At 49.7% G+C, this 21,032-nt stretch carries 22 protein-coding genes; 8 read left to right on the forward strand and 14 right to left on the reverse strand.

Annotation, left to right across the window (positions count from 1 at the left end; all coding sequences use genetic code 11):
* The coding region (locus KCG43_RS04705) for a hypothetical protein (RefSeq protein WP_218383617.1) at positions 1 to 296 on the reverse strand (296 nt) is incomplete at its 3' end.
* Positions 297 to 993: 697 nt separating this feature from the next.
* Positions 994 to 1,623: an isochorismate family cysteine hydrolase YcaC gene (gene ycaC / locus KCG43_RS04710; protein ID WP_192014795.1), complete on the reverse strand. Its 630-nt coding sequence runs from the start codon at positions 1,621 to 1,623 to the stop codon at positions 994 to 996.
* A gap of 158 nt (positions 1,624 to 1,781) precedes the next feature.
* Here ycaC and KCG43_RS04715 point away from each other — a divergent pair, with 158 nt between their 5' ends.
* From KCG43_RS04715 to KCG43_RS04725, 3 genes are all read left to right on the forward strand, one after another.
* Positions 1,782 to 2,687, forward strand: coding sequence for a LysR family transcriptional regulator (locus KCG43_RS04715; RefSeq protein WP_192014794.1), 906 nt, complete (start codon positions 1,782 to 1,784; stop codon positions 2,685 to 2,687).
* 606 nt (positions 2,688 to 3,293) lie between these two features.
* Entirely contained in the window at positions 3,294 to 4,160 is an 867-nt protein-coding gene (locus KCG43_RS04720) for a hypothetical protein (RefSeq protein WP_218383619.1), read from the forward strand.
* A 51-nt stretch (positions 4,161 to 4,211) separates the two neighbouring features.
* Positions 4,212 to 6,215 carry a hypothetical protein gene (locus tag KCG43_RS04725; protein WP_218383621.1) on the forward strand — a complete coding sequence of 668 codons (2,004 nt, stop codon included), beginning with the start codon at positions 4,212 to 4,214 and terminating at the stop codon, positions 6,213 to 6,215.
* A gap of 156 nt (positions 6,216 to 6,371) precedes the next feature.
* Here KCG43_RS04725 and arsB read toward each other — a convergent pair whose 3' ends face one another.
* The 5 genes from arsB to KCG43_RS04750 form a co-directional block, all read right to left on the reverse strand.
* On the reverse strand, positions 6,372 to 7,439 hold the full coding sequence (gene arsB / locus KCG43_RS04730) for an ACR3 family arsenite efflux transporter (protein ID WP_218383623.1): 1,068 nt from the start codon (positions 7,437 to 7,439) through the stop codon (positions 6,372 to 6,374).
* Positions 7,440 to 7,458: 19 nt separating this feature from the next.
* Positions 7,459 to 8,178, reverse strand: a complete 720-nt coding sequence (gene arsH, locus KCG43_RS04735) for an arsenical resistance protein ArsH (protein ID WP_218383625.1) — start codon at positions 8,176 to 8,178, stop codon at positions 7,459 to 7,461.
* Positions 8,179 to 8,187: 9 nt separating this feature from the next.
* The gene (locus tag KCG43_RS04740; RefSeq protein WP_192014789.1) at positions 8,188 to 8,514 is read right to left on the reverse strand and encodes a metalloregulator ArsR/SmtB family transcription factor; all 327 of its coding nucleotides are present in this window, start codon (positions 8,512 to 8,514) and stop codon (positions 8,188 to 8,190) included.
* A 185-nt stretch (positions 8,515 to 8,699) separates the two neighbouring features.
* On the reverse strand, positions 8,700 to 9,053 hold the full coding sequence (locus KCG43_RS04745; RefSeq protein WP_218383890.1) for a LysR substrate-binding domain-containing protein: 354 nt from the start codon (positions 9,051 to 9,053) through the stop codon (positions 8,700 to 8,702).
* On the reverse strand, positions 9,035 to 9,616 hold the full coding sequence (locus KCG43_RS04750) for a LysR family transcriptional regulator (RefSeq protein ID WP_218383627.1): 582 nt from the start codon (positions 9,614 to 9,616) through the stop codon (positions 9,035 to 9,037). Before KCG43_RS04750 ends, KCG43_RS04745 begins: the two co-directional genes overlap by 19 nt.
* A 95-nt stretch (positions 9,617 to 9,711) precedes the next feature.
* Between KCG43_RS04750 and KCG43_RS04755 the strand changes: the two genes are divergently transcribed.
* Together KCG43_RS04755 and KCG43_RS04760 are read left to right on the forward strand one after the other, a co-directional pair.
* The gene (locus KCG43_RS04755) at positions 9,712 to 10,578 is read left to right on the forward strand and encodes a pirin family protein (protein ID WP_218383628.1); all 867 of its coding nucleotides are present in this window, start codon (positions 9,712 to 9,714) and stop codon (positions 10,576 to 10,578) included.
* A gap of 26 nt (positions 10,579 to 10,604) precedes the next feature.
* Positions 10,605 to 11,282 (forward strand): hydrolase, encoded by a 678-nt coding sequence (locus KCG43_RS04760; protein ID WP_192014787.1) that lies wholly within the window; start codon positions 10,605 to 10,607, stop codon positions 11,280 to 11,282.
* A 143-nt stretch (positions 11,283 to 11,425) separates the two neighbouring features.
* Here KCG43_RS04760 and KCG43_RS04765 read toward each other — a convergent pair whose 3' ends face one another.
* Complete coding sequence (locus tag KCG43_RS04765; RefSeq protein WP_218383629.1) at positions 11,426 to 12,109, reverse strand: glutathione S-transferase family protein; 684 nt, start codon at positions 12,107 to 12,109, stop codon at positions 11,426 to 11,428.
* A gap of 121 nt (positions 12,110 to 12,230) precedes the next feature.
* On the opposite strand from KCG43_RS04765, the gene KCG43_RS04770 reads away from it, so the two are divergent.
* Positions 12,231 to 13,205: a YafY family protein gene (locus tag KCG43_RS04770; protein ID WP_192014785.1), complete on the forward strand. Its 975-nt coding sequence runs from the start codon at positions 12,231 to 12,233 to the stop codon at positions 13,203 to 13,205.
* 46 nt (positions 13,206 to 13,251) lie between these two features.
* Here KCG43_RS04770 and KCG43_RS04775 read toward each other — a convergent pair whose 3' ends face one another.
* The 5 genes from KCG43_RS04775 to KCG43_RS04795 all read right to left on the reverse strand — a co-directional run bounded on the left by KCG43_RS04775 (position 13,252) and on the right by KCG43_RS04795 (position 17,665).
* Positions 13,252 to 13,911, reverse strand: coding sequence for a potassium channel family protein (locus KCG43_RS04775; RefSeq protein ID WP_192014784.1), 660 nt, complete (start codon positions 13,909 to 13,911; stop codon positions 13,252 to 13,254).
* Positions 13,908 to 15,086, reverse strand: a complete 1,179-nt coding sequence (locus tag KCG43_RS04780) for a low temperature requirement protein A (RefSeq protein ID WP_218383634.1) — start codon at positions 15,084 to 15,086, stop codon at positions 13,908 to 13,910. Before KCG43_RS04780 ends, KCG43_RS04775 begins: the two co-directional genes overlap by 4 nt.
* Positions 15,087 to 15,154: 68 nt before the next feature.
* Positions 15,155 to 15,409: a hypothetical protein gene (locus KCG43_RS04785; protein ID WP_192014783.1), complete on the reverse strand. Its 255-nt coding sequence runs from the start codon at positions 15,407 to 15,409 to the stop codon at positions 15,155 to 15,157.
* Between the two features lie 27 nt (positions 15,410 to 15,436).
* Positions 15,437 to 16,813, reverse strand: coding sequence for an aldehyde dehydrogenase family protein (locus tag KCG43_RS04790; protein ID WP_192014782.1), 1,377 nt, complete (start codon positions 16,811 to 16,813; stop codon positions 15,437 to 15,439).
* Positions 16,814 to 16,891: 78 nt separating this feature from the next.
* The gene (locus KCG43_RS04795; protein WP_192014781.1) at positions 16,892 to 17,665 is read right to left on the reverse strand and encodes an SDR family oxidoreductase; all 774 of its coding nucleotides are present in this window, start codon (positions 17,663 to 17,665) and stop codon (positions 16,892 to 16,894) included.
* Between the two features lie 122 nt (positions 17,666 to 17,787).
* Between KCG43_RS04795 and KCG43_RS04800 the strand changes: the two genes are divergently transcribed.
* On the forward strand, positions 17,788 to 18,726 hold the full coding sequence (locus tag KCG43_RS04800) for a LysR family transcriptional regulator (RefSeq protein WP_218383636.1): 939 nt from the start codon (positions 17,788 to 17,790) through the stop codon (positions 18,724 to 18,726).
* Here the strand turns inward: KCG43_RS04800 and KCG43_RS04805 are convergent.
* Positions 18,718 to 19,611, reverse strand: a complete 894-nt coding sequence (locus KCG43_RS04805) for a LysR family transcriptional regulator (RefSeq protein WP_218383638.1) — start codon at positions 19,609 to 19,611, stop codon at positions 18,718 to 18,720. The two genes, KCG43_RS04800 and KCG43_RS04805, sit on opposite strands and share 9 nt — an antisense overlap.
* Before the next feature lie 151 nt (positions 19,612 to 19,762).
* Here KCG43_RS04805 and ampC point away from each other — a divergent pair, with 151 nt between their 5' ends.
* Entirely contained in the window at positions 19,763 to 20,935 is a 1,173-nt protein-coding gene (gene ampC / locus KCG43_RS04810; RefSeq protein WP_218383640.1) for a class C beta-lactamase, read from the forward strand.
* The last annotated feature ends 97 nt before the right edge of the window (positions 20,936 to 21,032 follow it).

A 21,032-nucleotide genomic window follows, 5' to 3' on the forward strand; every position in this document is an offset into this window, starting at 1 on the left:
CCATCCCATACTTTCATTGCGGTCACTGTGGTAAAAGATAATTCAGCCTCTATCCCCGCAGACACAGTACCGGCAACAGGCACTTGTTTAGAGTTTTCAATACTGCCATCAAAATAGATCTGGTTAATGTTAATAGCCCAGATTGGTGTTGGTGAAACAATACCTGCACTTGTCTGCACATTCGTACCAGGAATGGGGCGACCCAATGCACCTTCGGTGGCAGAGATTTCTGATAGTGGATTTAACACAAACAACAACAATACTAATTTAAAAAATGAATTCAAGTTGATATCCATATTCAAAAAACCCATCAATCCAAACATAATCGATAAAATAACACTATAATTAATGTATATACCTATTTATTTAAAATCGTATGACTTATTTAAAATCGTATGACAACTTTTAATTAGGGTTAAAACCTTTGGTAGCTTCAACATTAAAACCCCAGTGTTCAATCTAATAAACACTAGTACCATCTCATATAAAATGCAATTCATAACCAATGAAAAATACTTATTGAAACAATAGGATGATTATGATAATGCCCGTGAAATTTACTCAGACACACTGCCCCACTTACAACCCACAAGAAGCAAGAAAGTGCCTTTAATATTGCTGGATATCACATCTCAAAAAATCATACTTTTAATTACAGAACAAAACATTAAGCAAATACGTTCACTCTACTTATACACTCATATTCACGCATAGATTGACATATTTAATCTGGTTAAAAACAACTACTCAGCATCATAATTAAAAATTTAAGACCATTTAAGATGAAAGAACTATTACCGAGAAATCATTTTTCACTTCACCACACAGACCTCACCCCAACATTCTTAGAGGTGGAAACATTATTCCTTTAGTAACAATATCTTTATTTCAACATGGATACGCCACATATCGTCTATGTGGCGTACTCTGACGTTACATCAACCTAAAAGCATGGCTAACCAACCGATACCATGCGATTTAGTGTGAACGCACTCACTTTTTACCCTCAGTCAGGGTATTGAAGCTCGTGATCAGATTGCGGTAATCCGGGATATGATTTGAAAATAATGCGCCGAGTCCTTCAATGTCATTTCGCCAGTCACGGTGAAGCTCGCAGGCTAACCCGAACCAGGTCATTAACTGCGCGCCGGACTGAGACATACGATCCCAGGCAGAATGGCGGGTCACTTCGTTGAAAGTTCCGGAAGCATCGGTGACGACGAAGACATCGAAACCTTCTTCAATCGCTGACAATGCCGGGAATGCAACACAGACTTCAGTCACTACACCAGCAATAATAAGCTGTTTTTTACCGGTCGATTTAACCGCTTTCACAAAGTCTTCATTATCCCAGGCATTGATTTGCCCCGGCCGGGCGATATACGGCGCATCCGGAAATTGCTCTTTCAGTTCAGGAACGAGAGGGCCATTAGGACCCGTTTCAAAACTGGTTGTCAGAATCGTTGGCAGCCCGAAATATTTTGCTAAATCACCGACTGCCAACACATTATTTTTGAATTTATCAGGGTCTATATCCCGAACCAGTGACAAAAGGCCGGTCTGGTGATCCACCAGCAACACTGCTGCATTATTTTTATCAAGCCGAACATATTGTTTACTCATGGTTTTCTCCTTCCCCGTTCTGTGAGTGCCATACACTTTTCACGAACTGCCATGAACGGTGGCCGATGACAGCATCGTATAAAAGTAGATACTGCTCGCAGGGAAGAGTAGGGTGCTAAAATGAGTATCAGTGTCCTATTTTCAGAACAATGTATACGATGCACGATCTGAACGATCTCTACTATTTTGTTCAAGCTGTAGATCATGGAGGATTTACTCACGCCGGTAAGGCGTTGGGTATCCCAAAATCCAAGCTCAGCCGCCGCATTGCTAACTTAGAAGACAAGCTCGGTGTCCGGCTCATTCAACGTACCACACGCCAGTTTATAATGACGGAAATCGGCCGTGCTTATTATGAACATTGTAAAGCCATGCTGGTAGAAGCGGAGGCGGCGCAAGAGGTCATTGAGACAACCCGGGCTGAGCCGCGAGGTGTTATTCGTATAACTTGTCCGGTTGCATTGTTACATCAGCACATCGGACTGATGCTGGCTGATTTCATGGCCATGTATCCGCAGATTACCATCCATCTGGAAGCCACTAACCGCCGGGTTGATGTGGTCAAAGAAGCCATCGATATCGCCATCCGTGTCCGGCCACCCCCAATCCAGGACAGTGAGCTTGTTATGCGTATCTTAGCGGTGCGAGGTCAGTGTCTGGTGGCGAGCCCGGATCTGATTCGACAACTCAACCCGCCTGTCACCCCACATGATCTGACTACCCTGCCCAGTCTCGGGCTGAGTAGTCAGCAGAAGGTTTTCACCTGGAAGCTGTTTAGTTCGGATCAATCTGAAATCACAGTGCAGCATACTCCCCGCTTTATCACGACCGATATGATTGCCTTACGTACTGCAGCTTTAGCTGGTGTGGGTATCGTTCAGCTCCCATTACTTATGGTGCAAAAGCAACTTAAACAGGGCCTGCTCGTCAGAGTGGTGCCTGATTGGTCTCCTCACCAGGAAATTATTCATGCCATATTCCCAACCCGGCGCGGATTATTACCTTCTGTTCGCACGCTCATTAACTATCTTGCACAAAGGTTCAATACCATCGATGAAGAATAATGGTTGCTTTGCTCTCATGGTAAAATGCCGTTAGCATCCATGATATCAGTTAAGGACTATTATCAACCCTTCGTGTCTGACTTATACACGTCAGCTTACCCCTTCATATAACATCGAATTAAATCTTTCACCTTTTCTCCGCCAAAGCATTAGATATTACTAAAGTATAATAAAAGAATTAATAAAATTATTGTTAACCGAAAGCTTATAAAAACCCAACACCAACCGCCTTTCGTAGCATTCATTACAAATAATTAGCGGCAACCCGTTTTGTTCACATTAACAACGTCCAGATAAAAACGGCGCTCGAACGAAAATTAGATGGACTTTATTTTTTCATTTTGATAATTTCAATAAAAGAATAAAAAAACAGTGAACAATACACCACAAGGAACAGCAAAACAGAAAACTCTTTATTAGCTTCCAGCCCATATACAAACATGAAAAATGTTCCTTTTATTTTCACAAAAAAGATTAATTAGAAAACCACAACATTAGATAATAATAAATTAGCAAAAACGTACTTTTAAAAGGTATCCATCACGTTCGTGTATTCCAGAAAAACCTCAAGACGCGTTAACACTCCTATTATATAAGGAAACCTTTATGGCCAAATTTAAGCAATTAGCGCTCATCGCTTTACCCTTATTCAGCCTGACTCCAGTTGCTCACGCCTCATTGTACGCCGACTGTATTGCCTCCGGTGAGGCACTTGTCGACGCCAGGTTCGGAGGCTCCTATACCAAAGATGTGGATGATTCTTCTCAGGATCTGGCCTCTTCTACCATTAAAGGTTATCTGAACGTGCAAGGCCGCAGCAACTGCCTGCGTGTTGAAGGTATTGCCGGTATTGATGGCAAATTACTGAACAATGATATTCAGGTGGCGTCTGTCACCGCAGGTGCCACAGCAACCAATGCAGCGCAATTCGGCGTTGATGGACGCGTCAATGTGATGGGTACCGATATCCTTTCTCAGGAATACACCATGTCCGCAGAAGAAGGGCCATCGCTGAAGAAAGACCTGCCGATTCTGCCCATTCCGGATCTTGGCCTGTATGCGGGTATCCCGCTGGGACCTGTCATTCTGGATGTTGGTGTCGGCGTAAGAACCAAGCTCAACGTGGCACTGGAAGCGGGTTACGACAACCTGGCACTGACCGCCAAAGCCGTGCCCAGCGCCGATGTGACAGGATTCACTGAAGCCTCCGCCCGCATTTTGCTGAATAAAATCTCTCTCGGTGGTGAAGTGTCTATTATCTCGGATGATCTGGCCTTTGAAGCCTATGGTCGCTGGGATGCGCCGCAAAATGGTTTTGCGTTTGGTTACGGCATTACCAATACCGCCAATCTGGCCGGTGGCAATATTTACGGTTCGGTGAACGATAAGTACAAATTGACCATCTATGAATGGCCTGGCTATACCTTTGAGAAAACATTAGCGCAAGGAAGCACTTTCCTGCCCGTTCAGTAATCTCAGCGCCCTTCCTCCCCGCATCCACCGTGCGGGGAGCATCTCTGTGTCATGAGTCAATATTCTATGAAGAACAAATTACTTTTTATCCTGCTGCTGGTCAGCTGCGTAGCCGCAGGTGCCGCGCTGTTTCGTCTCTCAGAATCGCCCGCTTCCGCCGTACCTGACCATGAATCCGATTCTGCCTTAGTCCAGCCACCCGCCACGCAAACAAGCACGAACAGCAATACGCCGGCTTTTCAGCACACTGGCATGCCGTCTTCACACAGTGACAACACCGCCTCTGAGGCATTTGCTAAACAAGTCTTTGCGCTGCAATACAGTGCCGATATCGCTTTTTCGGCCCCTGGCACCACAGTTGAGCAAACGATCCGTTTTGATATTACCGGTGAAATGTTCCAGTACCGGCAATTCCAGGATGATCTCATTTACAAGCTGATAAGAATACCGTCGCCGGACATCACTGCCGTCGTCAATCAGCAGGCCAATCCCGAGATAGTGGCGGCAATTCGTCAGCAGGTGCAGCAAGGGATAGAGTTCATCAGCTCCGCTGAAGGTGAGATCCTGGAAGTCTATTTGACACAGCCTCATCCGTCGCTGAAATCCATGGAGACGATCGCCTTCATGATGCAACACATTATTCCGGAAACGCTCAGCGGCAACGCGCAATGGCAACGCTCAGAAAAGGATTACAACGGCGAGTTCACCGCATTCTACAGCCTGCAGCCGGACACTACGCCGACGCCGGCAACCGACAGCTACGCCTTATTCAAACGCCGTGAACTGGACAAAGCCGTCTATGACCAAGCCCGTGGATTGGCTCAGGCCCGCGGACTGGCAAACACACTCAAGCCTGTCTACTCCTTCAGCCATCAGGCTCGCTGGGATCAGCAACACAGAATGCTGCAATCGTTGTCTGTGGATGAAAGCGTCCAGCATCTGCTCAACGACCAGCCGCTGGCAAGCAATAACAACCGCTTGGTGCTTAACCTGACGTCATGGTCTCAGAGCATCAGTCAGGCTGAACTTGCCCTGATCCAACAGGTTCAATCGCAGCGTCAGATCGAGTTAACCGCCGCTGAGGTGTTTCTCTCCACCGGGGGCAAAGCCAGTCAGGGGGCCGGCGCTCAGAAAGCAGCGAGTGCTGAGCAACAAAAGTCAGATCAGACAACTCAGGGTATCAACACCTCAGCGGAAGAAGCTTATCAGGACATTAAAGACCTTTATGATGCCATGCTGTCGCTGGATGGTCTGGAAAGGGTTAAAGCCGAAAGCCAGCTGAGCGCCCTGCTGCAGAACTTTGCCCGCGCCTATCCCGGCGATCTGGATCTGCTGACCGATGATCTGGCGAAATTTGGTACTCATGAACCGGGGTTCAGCCTGTATCTGAGTGCACTGAGTACAGTGGCCAGCCGCGCTTCGCAGGAAGCAATGCTAACCACGCTGAATACCAGGATGAATGAGAATCAGGCGGCGGCCTCAATCATGGCGTCGCTGGCACTGTCGCCGCAGGGCAATACGCAAACCTTTGAACGCTTCTCCAATATGGTCGGCAACAGCCCGTTGGCGGCGTCGATGCCAGCCAATGTCGATCTGGCCAAAAGCGCCATGGTTCAGCGTATGGGTGTGGAAGACAGCACCACAGCCAACGCTTATGTCTCTGATCAATTGCTGGAACTCAGATCTGCGCCCGATACCTCGGCGACCCTTCATCATCTGACAGTGCTGGGAAATATGGGGCAATACCTGAGCTTCGGAGATTTGCACACTTATACCGAGCAATCCAATACCGACATTCGCCAGCGGGCTACCCATGCCCTGCGGTTTGTCCCCGGCTCAGATGCCACCGACTATTTGTTGCAGACGCTCAAAGATGACACGAATGTCACCACCCGCGAAGTGGCCGCCAATTCTCTCAGTTATCGCGCGCTGGACAACACGACTCTGGAGCAACTCCGACAGCAGATTGAGACTGAATCCAGCCAGCAGATCAAAGACAGATTGCAGGACATAGTCGATAAAAATGCACAAGAACCGAGTGAAATAGCTCAGTAGATCCCAGTATCAGCAGCCCTCGACTTCAGTCGCTCTCGGTATCAACCAGAGGCAACTGAACCGTACCTTTTGCGTGTAGTGGCAAAAAAACACTCTTTTCTGCGCCACTACACGCAGCAGGCTGGACGGGATTTCATGGCGTGCTAGATACGCCAACTAAGCCGGATAATACTTACGCTTCATTTTCAGCGCGACATTCACCAAGGCAATCAAAACCGGTACTTCCACCAATGGGCCAATTACACCGACAAAAGCCTGATCGGAATTCAGGCCAAAAACCGCAATCGACACCGCAATAGCCAGCTCAAAATTGTTGCCTGATGAGGTAAAAGCAATCGAGGTATTCTGATCGTAAGGCAAGCCCATTTTTTTGCCGATAAAGAAACTGGCAAAAAACATGATCAAGAAATAAATCACCAGCGGTATCGCTACCTGTACGACATCCATTGGCAGCTCAATGATCATTTCGCCTTTCAGGCTGAACATCAGCACTATGGTCGCCAGCAAAGCAATTAAGGTGATCGGCGAAATGCGCGGGATAAAGACCTGGTTGTACCAATCCTCGCCCTTAGCGGCGACCAGCCATTTGCGGCTCAGAAAGCCCGCAAGGAAAGGTATGCCAAGATAAATCAATACACTCTCAGCGATGTCGATAATGGTAATATCAACCGCAAATCCCTGCAGCCCGAACATGGGTGGCAGTACCGTAATAAACAGCCAGGCCATCAAGCTATAAGTGAAAATCTGGAACACGCTGTTCAGGGCAACCAGGGTCGCCCCGTACTCTTTGTTGCCGCCACTGATATCATTCCATACCAGCACCATAGCAATGCAACGTGCCAGACCAATCAAAATCAGCCCAACCATGTATCCCGGCTGATCACGCAGGAAAATCACCGCGAGTGAAAACATCAGAATCGGGCCGATAATCCAGTTCATGATCAGCGACAGGGTGATGGCACGCTTATCCCGGGTCACCTCACCCAGCAAGCTGTAGTTCACCTTCGCCAACGGCGGGTACATCATCAGAATCAAGCCAATCGCCAGCGGAATATTGGTGCTTCCCACTGACATCGATTCATTCCATTGCGCCACCTCAGGAAAAGCCACCCCCAGGCCGACACCTGCCGCCATGGCTAAAAAAATCCAGACGGTTAAATACCTGTCCAGAAAACGCATTTTATGGGATACAGCCACATCCGCGCAGGCTTGTGTATTTGTCATGCTAGATTCTCTATCTCAATTAGATGCTTCGCTGATTAACACGTTCAGATAACTTTTCAGCACTCTCTACACGCTCAGAATAGCGGTCAACAAGCCAATTCTTATTGTCGCGGAGCAATAAGGTAAACTTAAATAATTCTTCCACCACATCGACGATGCGCCGATAGTAGGCGGACGGTTTCATTCTGCCATCCTCTTCAAACTCCATGTATGCCTTCGCCACCGAAGACTGGTTGGGAATCGTAAACATCCGCATCCATCGGCCCAAAATGCGCATCTGGTTTACCGCGTTAAACGACTGGGAGCCTCCTGAAACCTGCATCACTGCAAGCGTTTTACCTTGTGTTGGCCTGACGGAGCCAATACTCAGCGGTATCCAGTCGATTTGGCTTTTCATAATGCTTGTCATCGCACCGTGCCGCTCCGGTGAGCACCATACCTGGCCTTCCGACCACATCATTAACTCCCGCAGTTCTGCCACCTTAGGATGAGACACCTCGCAGGTATCAGGCTGAGGCAGGCCAGCAGGATTAAAAATGCGTACTTCCGCGCCCATGGCGGTGAGCAACCGAGCAGATTCCTCTATCACTAAGCGGCTATAGGATCGCTCGCGGAGTGAGCCGTACAGCAGCAGAATTCGCGGTGGGTGCGTGGCATACTGACGGCAAAGCATATCGGTCTCCGGAATGTGAAATTCATCCGTTTCTATATTTGGCAACAGTTCTGGCACCTCAGGCATAATAACCTCCTAAAAATCACATAGGTTTGCAGAAAGCGAATGCAGTTCTGCCGTAATCAGCGCTTGATTGTTTTTCAGTGTGTGGTTCAAAACCTCCTGCATCCATACAGGGAGTTCGTCATTCAGCCGGTAATACACCCACTTGCCACGACGTTGATCGCTGACCAGACCATTCTTCCGGAGTTCAGCCAGATGGCGAGACACTTTAGGCTGGCTCAGATCCAGCGAAGACATCAGGTCGCACACACATAACTCGCCCTTGGACATCAGCAACAACAATGATTTAAGCCGAGTTTCCTCGGCCAGTGATTTGTAAAACGTTAATGCGTCACACATGGCTCTATCATATATGAAATTTCGAATATGATGAGATTATTGGGTTACGGCCCGCAAGTCAATACTGTTTGAGGGGCTAGCAAGGAGCAGTACTTTCCTCTGCTTGCATTAGGTAAGAAAGCCGATGGGCGGCAACTCTCATGTCTGTAGCCGGGTAAGCTCGGTGTCCGCCATCAATGCAAATATTACCCTTCAGCCATCGATGACCGACTGATACCACCGAGCCTTTTCTCCAACAGCTCTGAAGCTAAATCAATGAAATACCTCAGCTTTGGTGGCATAAATTGTTGTCGGGGATAAACAATATGAATCGGATCAGCCTTTGCGTGCCATTCAGGTAGAATACGCACTAACTTGCCTGCCTGACCCGTATTTTCATACAAATACGTCGGTAATAACGCAATGCCCTCGCCGGCAATCGCCATGGCATGCATGAGCCCGACATCATTCACCACGACGGTACCGGGCATAGGGACAGTGACGCTGTTGCTCTGGTTGTACAGTGTCCAGGATGCTTTACCTAATGCGCTGAATTGCAGGCACGAATAATGACGAAGATCCTGAGGGTTTTCGGGGGGTCAATTGTTTCTAAAAATGCCGGACTCGCAAAGGGTGCCCAGCATGCCGTTCCGACTTTTTTTGCTACTAAGGTTGAGTCGGCCAGCGATCCCGTCCTGATCGCAACGTCAATACCTTCTGCAATCAGATCGACATACCGGTTCATTAAGACCAATTCCAGGGTGACTTTCGGGCAATGCTGCCTCATTGTCGAAATGATCTCAGACAGAATATGATCACCGAGATCGGCCGGTGCCGTAATACACAAGCGACCCGCCGGTTCCGCCACCGACTCCACGACTGCCGATTCTGCATCAAGGATATGATGCAGCCCTTTCGCGGCATGCTTAAAGTAAATTTCCCCCGCCTCGGTTAATTGCAATTTTCGGGTTGTGCGTTGCAACAGTGTCACGCCGAGCCGCTTTTCAAGCCGCGCAACACGCGTACTGATGGTTGATGTCGGCGAGCCAATCAGCCTTGCTGCTGCACTAAAGCTTCCGGATTCAACAACCTTCACGAAGACTGCGGTTTCATTAAAGTCCATTGTTCATCTCATTGAAAAGTGTTTTTGAATTTTACTACCTAATAAAAGAACTGAGTATCAACTACATTAAGATTCATGCAATCTTGAGGAGTTGAATGATGAAAAAGCTTTCGTTTATTAAAAAAAGTAACGGTAATCATTGGGTCGGAGATGGTTTTCCGGTACGGGGTATTTTTTCTTATGCCGATATTGCACAAGAAATGTCGCCATTTTTATTAATGGACTACGCCGGACCCGCTTATTTTCCACCCACAACAAACAAACTGGGTGTGGGCCAGCATCCGCATCGCGGTTTTGAGACCGTCACCATCGTTTATGACGGCGGCGTATCACACCGTGACTCTTCCGGTGCCGGTGGCACGATCGAGCCTGGTGATGTTCAGTGGATGACTGCCGCTTCAGGGATCATCCATGAAGAATATCATAGCCCTGCGTTTGCTCAGTCTGGCGGGGCCTTCGAAATGGTCCAGCTGTGGGTGAACTTACCGGCAAAAGATAAGATGACATCGCCTTCCTATCAGGGAATTACCAACGCGGAGATACCTGAAGCCTCTCTGCCAGACGATGCCGGTATCGCTCGCATCATTGCCGGTTCCTATGAACACACTACCGGGCCAGCCAGCACATTTACCCCGATGAATGTTTGGGATTTGCGTTTAAAAGCCAATCATCACGTTTCCTTTCAACTGCCGGAAGGACATACCACTGCGCTTTTCATTCTGAAAGGTAAGGTCAAGATTGAGGACAAACATCTTGTTCATGAAGCTGAACTCGCAGTCATGGAACGTGAAGGAGACGTTTTTAGCTTCAGTGTAGAAGAAGAGACAACTGCGCTGTTACTGAATGGCGCGCCATTAAACGAGCCTGTTGTCGGTCACGGCCCTTTTGTAATGAACACCCGTGAAGAAATTTCACAGGCAATCTTTGATTACAACAACGGCCAATTTGGAAAAATCAGCTAAATAAAGCACTTACTGAGGAATTAATAATGAGCTCTCCAGCTAATTTCGGAAATACAAAACCAACAATCGATCCCGCCGATAGCGTAATGCTACTGATTGATCACCAAAGTGGTCTGTTCCAAACCGTCGGTGACATGCCTATGCCAGAACTACGCCAACGGGCTGCTGCCTTAGCGAAAATGGCTACTTTGTCAGAGCTTCCTGTCATTACAACAGCGTCCGTACCTCAGGGGCCTAATGGTCCGTTGATTCCAGAGATACATGAAAACGCTCCGCATGCTCAATATGTGGCTAGAAAAGGTGAAATTAATGCGTGGGACAACCCTGACTTTGTCAATGCTGTAAAAGCTACAGGGCGAAAAACACTCATTATTGCCGGCACGATTACCAGTGTATGTATGGCATTTCCCGCTATCAGTGCTGTCTACGATGGCTATAAGGTTTTTGCGGTTGTGGATGCCTCGGGTACCTACTCGAAAATGGCCCAAGAGATCACACTTGCCAGAGTGGTACAAGCTGGTGTGGTTCCTATGGATACCGCCGCTGTTGCATCTGAACTACAAGGCACTTGGAATCGTGAAGATGCGATGGAATGGGCGGCAATTTATACCAAGATTTTCCCGGCCTACCAACTCCTGATTGAGAGCTATGGTAAAGCGCAAGATGTTGTGAAAAATAATGAAACGTTAGACTCACAACGATAACGTCTCCTTTCAAGGTGATGATTCTGTACAAGACATCGCGTTGAAAAAGAGGGGCATTCATGCCCCTGCGGTGTATGGCTGGCTCTGATGAATGCCATCTGAGCCAGCCATTTTTTGGTGTCTGCGCGATGGGCAGAAAACCGCTACCTGCGTGCGAATTCCCCTGCTTCCAGTATTTTTAAACGCCCGGCTTCATGATCAGCCGCCAGTTTGGTATCCAGATCTTTGGCATATGTAAAGCAAGGCCGTGCAGTGACCCGCGCCAGATACTGAGTAATCACAGGATCTGGCTCAACCGATCCAAATGCCGTGCAATATTTCAGTGCTGTTGCCCATAACAGATCAGCCGCCGTAAAACGCTCTCCCAGCAAATAAGGGCCTGCCCTGAGTTGCTCAATGAGTATCCCGAGCACAGTGTCGTAGTCTCCGTAAGGGCTGACCTTTTGCTCATTGGGCACCCACCCCATGGCTTTGTCGCAAACAGCGGGTTCAAAGCAGGCGGAGTAATAGAGCATCCAACGCAAATAGGGACCACGCAGCGGATCGCTCAGGCCGGGAGCCAGGCCGCCGGAGGAAAATAAGTCAGCCAGATACAGATAGATTGCTACCTGATCAGTAATCAAGGCACCGTCATCAAGTAAAGCCGGTACCTTCCCCAGCGGGTTAATCGCCAGATAGGCCGGTTGTCTGTTCTCCTCCACCAGCATATTCAGCGCATTCAGTTTAAAAGGCACATTCAGCTCGTTAAGCAGGATCAGAACGCTGGACGAGCGCGTATGCGGTGAATGGAAGAATACCAGTTCGTTACCAAGTGCTTTATCGGACATTGTTATTTCCTGTTGTTGTTATCAGTCCGGGTCACTATATTGGCCATACCTGTCAGATTTTGTCAGGTTTAAAAACGATCCTGACTCTTTCTGATTTCTTTCTTTAACGGTGGAAAAGCTGATGCGCGCCAGTCGACTCCTGACCATTCTGATGACCCTGCAATCCCGCGAGCAAGTCAGTGCAGCAGAGCTCGCCCGCGACTGTCAGGTTTCTGTCCGCAGTATCTACCGCGACATCGACAGCCTGAGTGCGCTGGGTATCCCTGTATACAGCGAACAGGGCGTCAATGGGGGTTACCGGTTGCTGGAAGGCTACCGAACACAGCTCAATGGTTTCTCTAAACAGGAAATCGAAACACTTTTCATGCTCGGTTTGTCCGGCCCGATGCAGGAACTGGGACTCGCGCCCGCCATGTCGGAAGCCAGACTGAAGTTACTGGCTGCCATTCCGGTCAGTCTCCGCACTCACGCCGAACGATTTCAGTCCAGTTTTCTACTGGATACCCCAGGCTGGTTTACAGAAAAGGAAACCGTTGGCGACCTGCCGCAGCTGTTCAACGCAATCTGGCAGAAAAACCAGATCAAGTTTGATTATCAAAGCTGGCGGGGCAGCAGCCAGCGGGTCGTGAATCCGCTGGGTATGGTGTTAAAGGCTGGCACCTGGTATTTGGTGGCTCAGTCTCAGATGCAGGTCAAAACTTACCGGGTTGCCCGCATTCAGGATCTGAGTATCCTGAATCACTCTTTTGAATCACCGATGCCCTTTGACTTATCCGCATACTGGCAGCAAAGCACCCGCCAGATGGAGACTGAACTCTACCCCTACACAGCAGAGATCAAACTCACCGCCAAAGGGCTCAAGATGTTACATAGCCTGAGTCCCCCTTATGTCCGGCAACACACACAAATTACTCACACAGATAATACGGGCTGGACAAGCGTCACCTTACCCTCAGGCAAAACCGAACAGGCGGTGGTGGAAATGCTGAGATTCGGACCGGAAGTTCAGGTTATCCAGCCTGAAGCGTTGCGCCAGGCAATGAAAGACGTCATAGAAGTGATGGGGCAATATTATGACGAGTCACGCACTGATTGACTGGAATCACCCGTAATTTGCCTCACCAGATAGCGCATCACTGACCTTATCTTCTGCCTGACGCGTACAGCCCGACCAGTCTGGACAGTAAGATCACGGTATAAAGCACACCGATGACGGCTTCGAGCGATGCAACAGCCTGAGCATAAAATCCCACTGGCGTTATATCACCATACCCCAGGGTGGTCAGCGTGATATAACTGTAATACACCATCTGCTGCCAGTTGATTATTGCGCCAGAGCTCACGATAAACGAACCGGGAGCAACCCATTCAATCAGTGCAAAAATGGCGGCAAACCCTGAGCCAATCACAAGATATAAAGAGGTCGCTGAAAGTACCACATCGGCCATCACGGTACGGGCGCGAAATGTATACAATGCCAGTACCACGACCATCGCGAGATGATAGACAATTGAAGTGAGAAAAACAGCCAGCGCCGCTGACTGGCTCGGAAGGTAAGAATTGTTCAAACCCGCCATCAGAACGGCCAGACCACTTACAGCGACAAAGCCCCGCAACCAGACATCGCCGGTTAGCGCCCATGTCGCAGCAACGAAAATAACAGCGTAAAAACAATAAAACACGGCAGGCCATATCCCGCCTGCCACCGACAGCGGATAGGTCAGGTTGTGCAAAAGGATGGCGCATAGCAGGGTCAGGTTGACGGCCACACCCCGAGTTGCAGCCAGCGGTTGCCCCGTCATGCCCGATTGCCCTCCCTCCCGAATCGGGCAAGTGATAAGAGAATGCCCAACACACCAGTGCCGAGCCAGAGCCCCAGCCAATGGAAAGAAAAGGCCAGCCAGCTCCAGAGGACAAGCGCTACAACAGCAATCAGGTAAGCAAACGGCATTTTCTTCGCTATGGTCCGGCGAAACATAGCGCTGCCGAACAGAAAAATCGACGGGCCGGCAGCAGCCGCCGTCACAACCGGCAGATGGACCGGCTCCAGGGGGTGATCGACAATGAGTTCAATCGCAACCGCTGTCACTATTGCACCACCCACCATAATGCCATGCGCATAAGCCAGACTGGCTCTGGCTAGCTTAGTATGATCAGCTTCCTGCAGAAAACGATGCTCCCCCGCTTCCGTCAGGTGCACAAAATATATCCACCACAGCGTGACAATCAGAAAAAAGCCCACAGTAGCCGCAGCCAGCGTGTCAGCATGCAGCGCATTTCCCACTAACAACCCACCCAACAACAGGATGGATTCACCCAATGCAATAATGAACACCTGCTGATTCCGCTCCAGCAGATGTAATCCGCGCAACGGCCAGCTTTCCATTGGCGTCGCCCCTTTACCGGGCAACCAGAACCCCACGTATGGAGCGGCGTAGTCAATCACCACAGCCAGCATCCAGCACCCTAATCGGAGTTCAGGCAGCCAAACGCCTGCCATCCAGAAAAGGCCGGATATTCCACTCCAGGCACCAAGCTGAGCGTAGTTCTGCCCCATCCTTTCGCCCCGGAAAACAAGCGCCATATATCCGGCACGGGTCAAGGCCATCACCACGTAAGCACCGGCAAAGAGCCCAGCCCTTGAAGAAAACGCCAGAGGCATAGCAATCGCCATCAGCAATGCACAGGCCATCAGCACAACCATCAGCATCCGGCCGCGGGCGTGATCCGGATCCAGCCAGTTAGTGGCCCATGCGGTATAGTTCCAGGACCACCATACCGCGGCAAACAGCGTTAAAGCCTCCAGTGCCCCCAGCCAGGAACTGTGTGCCAGCAAGAAGTGCGAGAGCTGAATAATCGTGAACACATACACCAAATCGAAAAACAACTCGATATTGGTCACATGGGGATGCTCGTCTGTCGCCAGCTGGCGCAACGCGGCTTTTGGAGCAAGCTTCAGAATCATGGACTGTATCATCTGCCTTCCCGGAAAATACCTCATCTCAGTGCCTTTCACCTGAGCCAGTGAACGGCACAGGCAATCACTTATCCGCGATGCTTTGCCAACAGCCAGGCAATGACGGCCGGTATGGCAAATACCACAGCAAAAATAGGCAATTCCTCTGCCAGGCTGTATCCCGCATCAACAACCCCCACCCAGAGATTCACAGCGGCACAAATCAGCCAGGCCAGCAGAAACGGTTTCAGAAATCGTGCAAAAGGCTGCCCGGTGAACCAGGACACCACAAAGAACAGTCCGAGTAGCAGCAAGCCCCCGCCAATGACATAGATCGTATGCATTCAATGCTCCTGTTTCTGGCTCTTCTTTCAGGAAAAGGGGTCCAGCATCGCATCAATGTCTTTACCCTGATACGGCGGATAAACGTCGACACTGATGTCTGCTGGTGACAGCAACAAAGATTTAGCATTGCTCAGCGCATCAAATCCCGCCTTGCCGTAGTATTTTCCCATCCCAGACGAACCCACACCGCCAAAGGGTAAAGCGCTAATCCAACAGTGCAGGTTGACCAGATTCACACAACCGCCACCAAACGAGAGTGAGTGCAGAAATCGCTCAATGGTGGCTTCATCACGGCTGAAAATATAAGCGGCAAGCGGTTTTTCAAAGGTTTTCAGCCGAGTGATTACGTCTTGTATATCACTATAGCGGAGTATGGGCAGCACAGGTCCGAAGACCTCCTGCTGCATAGCAGGATCCGTCCAGTCAGACGGGTACAGTAAGGTCGGTTCGACATAGCAGGCAGAGACATCAGCACGCCCCCCCAATACGGTCTTCTTCGGCACTATGTATGAAGCCACCCTGGCCGTATCCTTTTCACTGATCATTCTTGCAAAGTCGGGACTTTGTGACGGATCGGCACCATACATTCGGGTCACCGAAGCGGACAGTTTTTCAACAAAAGCATCCGCAACAGACGTATGCACACAAACAAAACCGGGAGCAATACACCATTGCCCCGATATCGCATTGTGCCCCCATGCAATGGCATTGGCTGCACGGTCAAGATCCGCTGTTTCATCAACCACTGTCGGATTTTGTCCTCCCAGCTCCAGAATAACTGGCGTCAAATGTTCTGCGGCAGCTCGCATCACGACTTTGCCCACCGACGCGCTGCCGGTAAAGAAAATGAAATCAAAAGGTAATTCAAGCAGAGCTGAGATTTCCTGACGGCCACCAGTGACAACAGCAACATCTTCAGGTGCAAAGTACTGCGGGATCAACTCGGCAAATAATGCCGCAGTTGCGGGGGTGGTATTTGCTGGTTTCAGAATAACAGGATTCCCAGCAGCCAATGCAGCAACAGCCGGATCAAGCAATAAGAGTATCGGTGCATTGAACGGGCCAACCACCAAGGTGACACCGTAAGGCTCCTTCCGTACCTCACCACGCAAGCCACGTTTTGCTAGTCCGTCGGGTATCATCACCGCTTCCGGCGCCATCAGCAGATCGAGATTGTCACGGTAAAATGCAATGTTGCCCATAGGCACAGTGATCTCGAATAACTGTTCAAAAGGCGGTTTTCCGAAGTCTTGATGAAGCGCAGCACACCACCGTTTCTGGTGATCAAGCAACATGCGCTCCATTCGGGCCAACTGATCTAGCCTCCAGTCCCGCGATTTCGTCCGGTCTGTCATAAATGCCGCTTTCTGGCGATCAAAAACGGCTTGAAATGCGTGGCTCATATGACGCCTCCTCACAGGTGTCCCGGCCAGATAAACAGCGGGCTTGATTTTCCGAGCTTGCCCGCTGCCGGTCATGGTTTATTTCGTGGTATAGCCACCATTGACCAAAATCGTCTGACCTGTCATCCACCACCCGTCTGAGACCATGAATACGATCCAGGGAGCAATATCTTCGATATCAGTCAGACCGGTTTTTGAGAATGGCGAAAGTGCCGCAGCCGTTTTATGGTATTCAACCGCTTCTTTCTCTTCTGCCGGATAAAAGAAAGGCGTATCCATCGGGCCAGGACCGATCGCCGTTACTGAAATTCCTCTCGCCCCAAACTCTTTCGACGCCGAGCGGGTAAAGTGCTCGACAGGAGCTTTCAAACCTTCATAAGCCGCATAGAAAGGCGTATAAGCACCAAGCAGTGACGTGACAATCGTGCAGATTTTGCCGTTATCGTTCACATGATTTCCTGCTTCTTTAAGGAAGAAAAAGGCCGTTTTCACATTGACTGCGCAAGATTGATCAAAGACAGCTTCAGTTACCTCCATGATCGGTTGTTTCACAACCATACCTACAGTATTAATTGCAATGTCAGGTCGCCCCACAGAAGCAACAACATCGTTGAACAGTTTCTCCATTGCCGCCGCCTTGGTTAAATCGGCCTGAAACGCGACAGCTTCGGCGCCGGTAGCCCGGACGGCCGCAACGGTTTCCTCTGCAGCAGCTTGGGTCGCATCGCTGTTATAGTGAATAGCCACAGCTTTCGCGCCTTGCCGGGCAAATTCGCGAGCCAGTAATCCCCCCAGGTTTTTCGCCCCGCCCGCAATCAGCACAACTTTACCTTCAATACTATTTCTAGACATGCTCTCTCTCCCTATATCCATTTTCATAACAGCACTGAATGACTATAGTGAGTGTTCTACACTAGATAAATCCGAATTCCTGACAGAACCTGTCAGCGTTTACGAACAATGGCAGAGACAAGATGGACAGAATCCAGCAAATAGAAGTTTTTATTCAGGTCTTGGAAAGTGGCAGTTTCACCAAAGCTGCGGAAGCGTTAAATATGCCAAGATCGACGGTTTCGACTGTGATACAAACATTAGAAAACCGGCTGGGTGTTCAGTTATTACACCGTACCACACGCAAACTGACGCCAACTCAGGACGGGCTTCGCTATCAGGACACAGCCAGCCATGTTGTGCAGACATTTAACGCTTCGGAACGAATGTTTCATACTGCCCCCCATCAGGTACAAGGACGACTGCGTATCGACATGCCCAGCCGGATTGCCCGACGTATCGTGATCCCTGCTCTCCCTGATTTTTTATCCCGGTACCCCAGGATTAACATCGAACTCAGCATGAAAGACCGGCTGGCTGATCTGGTGGCTGAAGGGGTTGATTGTGTTATCCGGGTCGGTGAATTATCCGATTCAGAGCTGATATGCAAAAAACTCGGCGATCTGGCAGTCATTTACTGTGCCAGTCCGGCGTACTTAGCTAAATTTGGCATTCCGGCCAACATGGAAGCCTTAAGTCAGCACCATCTCATCCATTACGCCATCCAGATGCCAGCCCAGCAGGCAAGTCTTGAATACCATTCAGATGGGGAAACTGTCTCGGTGCCCATGCAAAGCCGGGTCACAGTTGACAATGCAGAAGCCTATATCGCCAGCGCTTTAGCTGGCATAGGCATTATTGAAATCCCAAAATATGATGTACTGCATTTATTAGAAAACAATACATTGCAGGAGGTCTTGCCCGACTACCAACCCAGCCCCATCCCGCTTTCGTTCCTGTATCCAAGCCGGAAAAACCTCTCTTTACGGGTCAATGTACTTCAGGAATGGATCAGCCAGCTGCTGACGGAAGCCTGTCTGATCAGTGAAGAAAACCAAGCCCGGCATCGCTGCTCATACTGAGGTGCTGCACGCTTCACTGGCACAGGCGAGCAACCATTGTTTAAAATTAATTTGCGCTTGGCTCTCTTTCTGCGCATGCAGCCTGGTGAGCCAGTAAGACCCCTTATGCAGATAAAGATCAAACGGCTGCACCAGCTTTTCTTCCATCAACAGCCTTTCAAACATGACAGGTGGGGCCAGTGCCACACCATAGCCCTGAATTGCCGCTTCGATCATGGCGATTGAAGAATCGAACACTATGGCACTCAGTTTCGCTTTTGGCACTGCCACTTTGGCTTCATTCAGCCACAGTTGCCATTCATCGGGTTGGTAGGAGCGCAATAAGGTGTAGTTCAACACATCTCTCGGCGAGGCCAATGCCTGGCCGATTCCCGGTGGACACAGGACAGTAAACGGCGCGGGAAAAAGCTCAGTCGCCTCCGTGGCATGCCAGCTGCCTTTCCCGAAACGGATCAGATAATCCAGACCTTCAGCGACCGGATCGGCCGTGTTGTTATTGGTTGAGATGCGCAGGTCAATCAGGGGATACCGTGCCTGAAAATCAGCAATTCGGGGAAGCAGCCAGTTCACCGCGAATGTACCGACCACACCCACAGAGACCACTTCCCGGTGGATACCCTGCGCCAGCATGTCCAGAGCTTCAGACAGATTGTCGAACGCCCCTTGCACCACAGGCAGCAGCATCATGCCTTCTTCTGATAAATTTAACCCCCGGGACTGACGTATAAATAAAGACACGCCCAGCTGGGACTCCAGCATTTTCACCTGCTGACTGACTGCAGCCTGAGTCACGCACAGCTCAACCGCTGCCTTGGTAAAATTCAGATGTTTTGCCGACACTAAGAAAGCACGAATCGCGTTCAGCGGCAGGTGGGTAATATTCATTCCTGTGACCTCAGACTTTCTGACCCTAGATTTTCTTATTGCTCTTATTAGATTTCGCACATTGTGCATCAAATTGACTCACTTTAATATCCGCCCTGTCTCCATGGGGGCCGATAATTAACATTCACCTTATACTCATTAAGAAGTCACAATGAAAAGCACCATCTGCAATACTCGATCATTGATACTCTTTGCTGCATTTCTGGCCTCAGCCGCATCACCTGCCTACAGTCAGACAACTGGGAAGGAAGCAACGCTCCGCAAGGCCGTGGATCAGCAAGCTGAACGATTAATGGACACCTACCAGATTCCGGGTATAACCTTTGGCATCACTATCAAAGGCAAAACCTATTACTATAACTATGGGCTGGCAGATGTTCAGCAACAGCAGCCCGTGTCGGAGAACACTATTTTTGAACTGGGTTCGGTCAGTAAAACCTTTGCCGCGACGCTGGCCAGCTATGCCCAACAGCAAGGAAAACTATCGTTCGACGATCAGGTGTCGAAGTATTTACCGGCGCTAAAAGGCAGTACGATTGGAAACACGCCGTTAATTCAGTTAGCCACTTACTCGGCTGGAGGGTTGCCGCTTCAGTTCCCTGACAGCGTCACGAACCACACGAGCATGCTGAACTATTATCGCCATTGGCAGCCTGCCTTTCCGGCAGGTACTCACAGGCTGTACTCTAATCCGAGCATTGGCCTGTTTGGCTATCTCGCCGCTCAGAGTATGGGGGATGCCTACCCGGCGCTGATGGAAAATCTCATCCTGCCGGAACTCGGGATGTCCAGCACCTTTGTCAATGTGCCGGAAGATAAAATGCACGAATACGCCTTTGGCTACAACGCTGCTGGCGACGCTGTCAGAGTCAATCCCGGTGTTCTGGATGCTGAAGCCTACGGTGTTAAATCGACCAGTGCGGATATGGTGCGCTATATCGAAGCCAATATCGGGACAGTTTCTGTCCAGCCTCTGATGAAGCAAGCGCTGGCAAATACCAAGACAGGTTACTATCGGTCCAGCACCCTGACGCAAGGGCTGGCCTGGGAAATGTATGATTATCCGGCATCACTGAACACCTTGCTGGCGGGAAATTCCACTGAGACCATTCTCAACCCGATGCCTATTGATGCAATCGCGTCACCCAAACCTCTGCCAGAGAACATCTGGGTGAACAAAACGGGTTCAACCGGCGGATTCGGCGCTTATGTCGCCTATATACCTGCCGAGCAAACCGGCATCGTGATTCTGGCCAACAAGAATTATCCCAACGGCGAACGCATCAAAGCCGCCTATGCGATTTTGAATGCTGCCCTGAAATAATCCGTCAACACTTTCACGTCGATTTCCGTGTGCTCCGCTGTCAGTCAATCCGACAGTGAACACACGGATTTCTTCTTAACTGTTAGCGCAGCGATTA

It is taken from the genome of Photobacterium sp. WH24 (genome assembly GCF_019204055.1).
In the GTDB taxonomy this organism is placed as follows: Bacteria; Pseudomonadota; Gammaproteobacteria; order Enterobacterales; family Vibrionaceae; genus Photobacterium; species Photobacterium arenosum.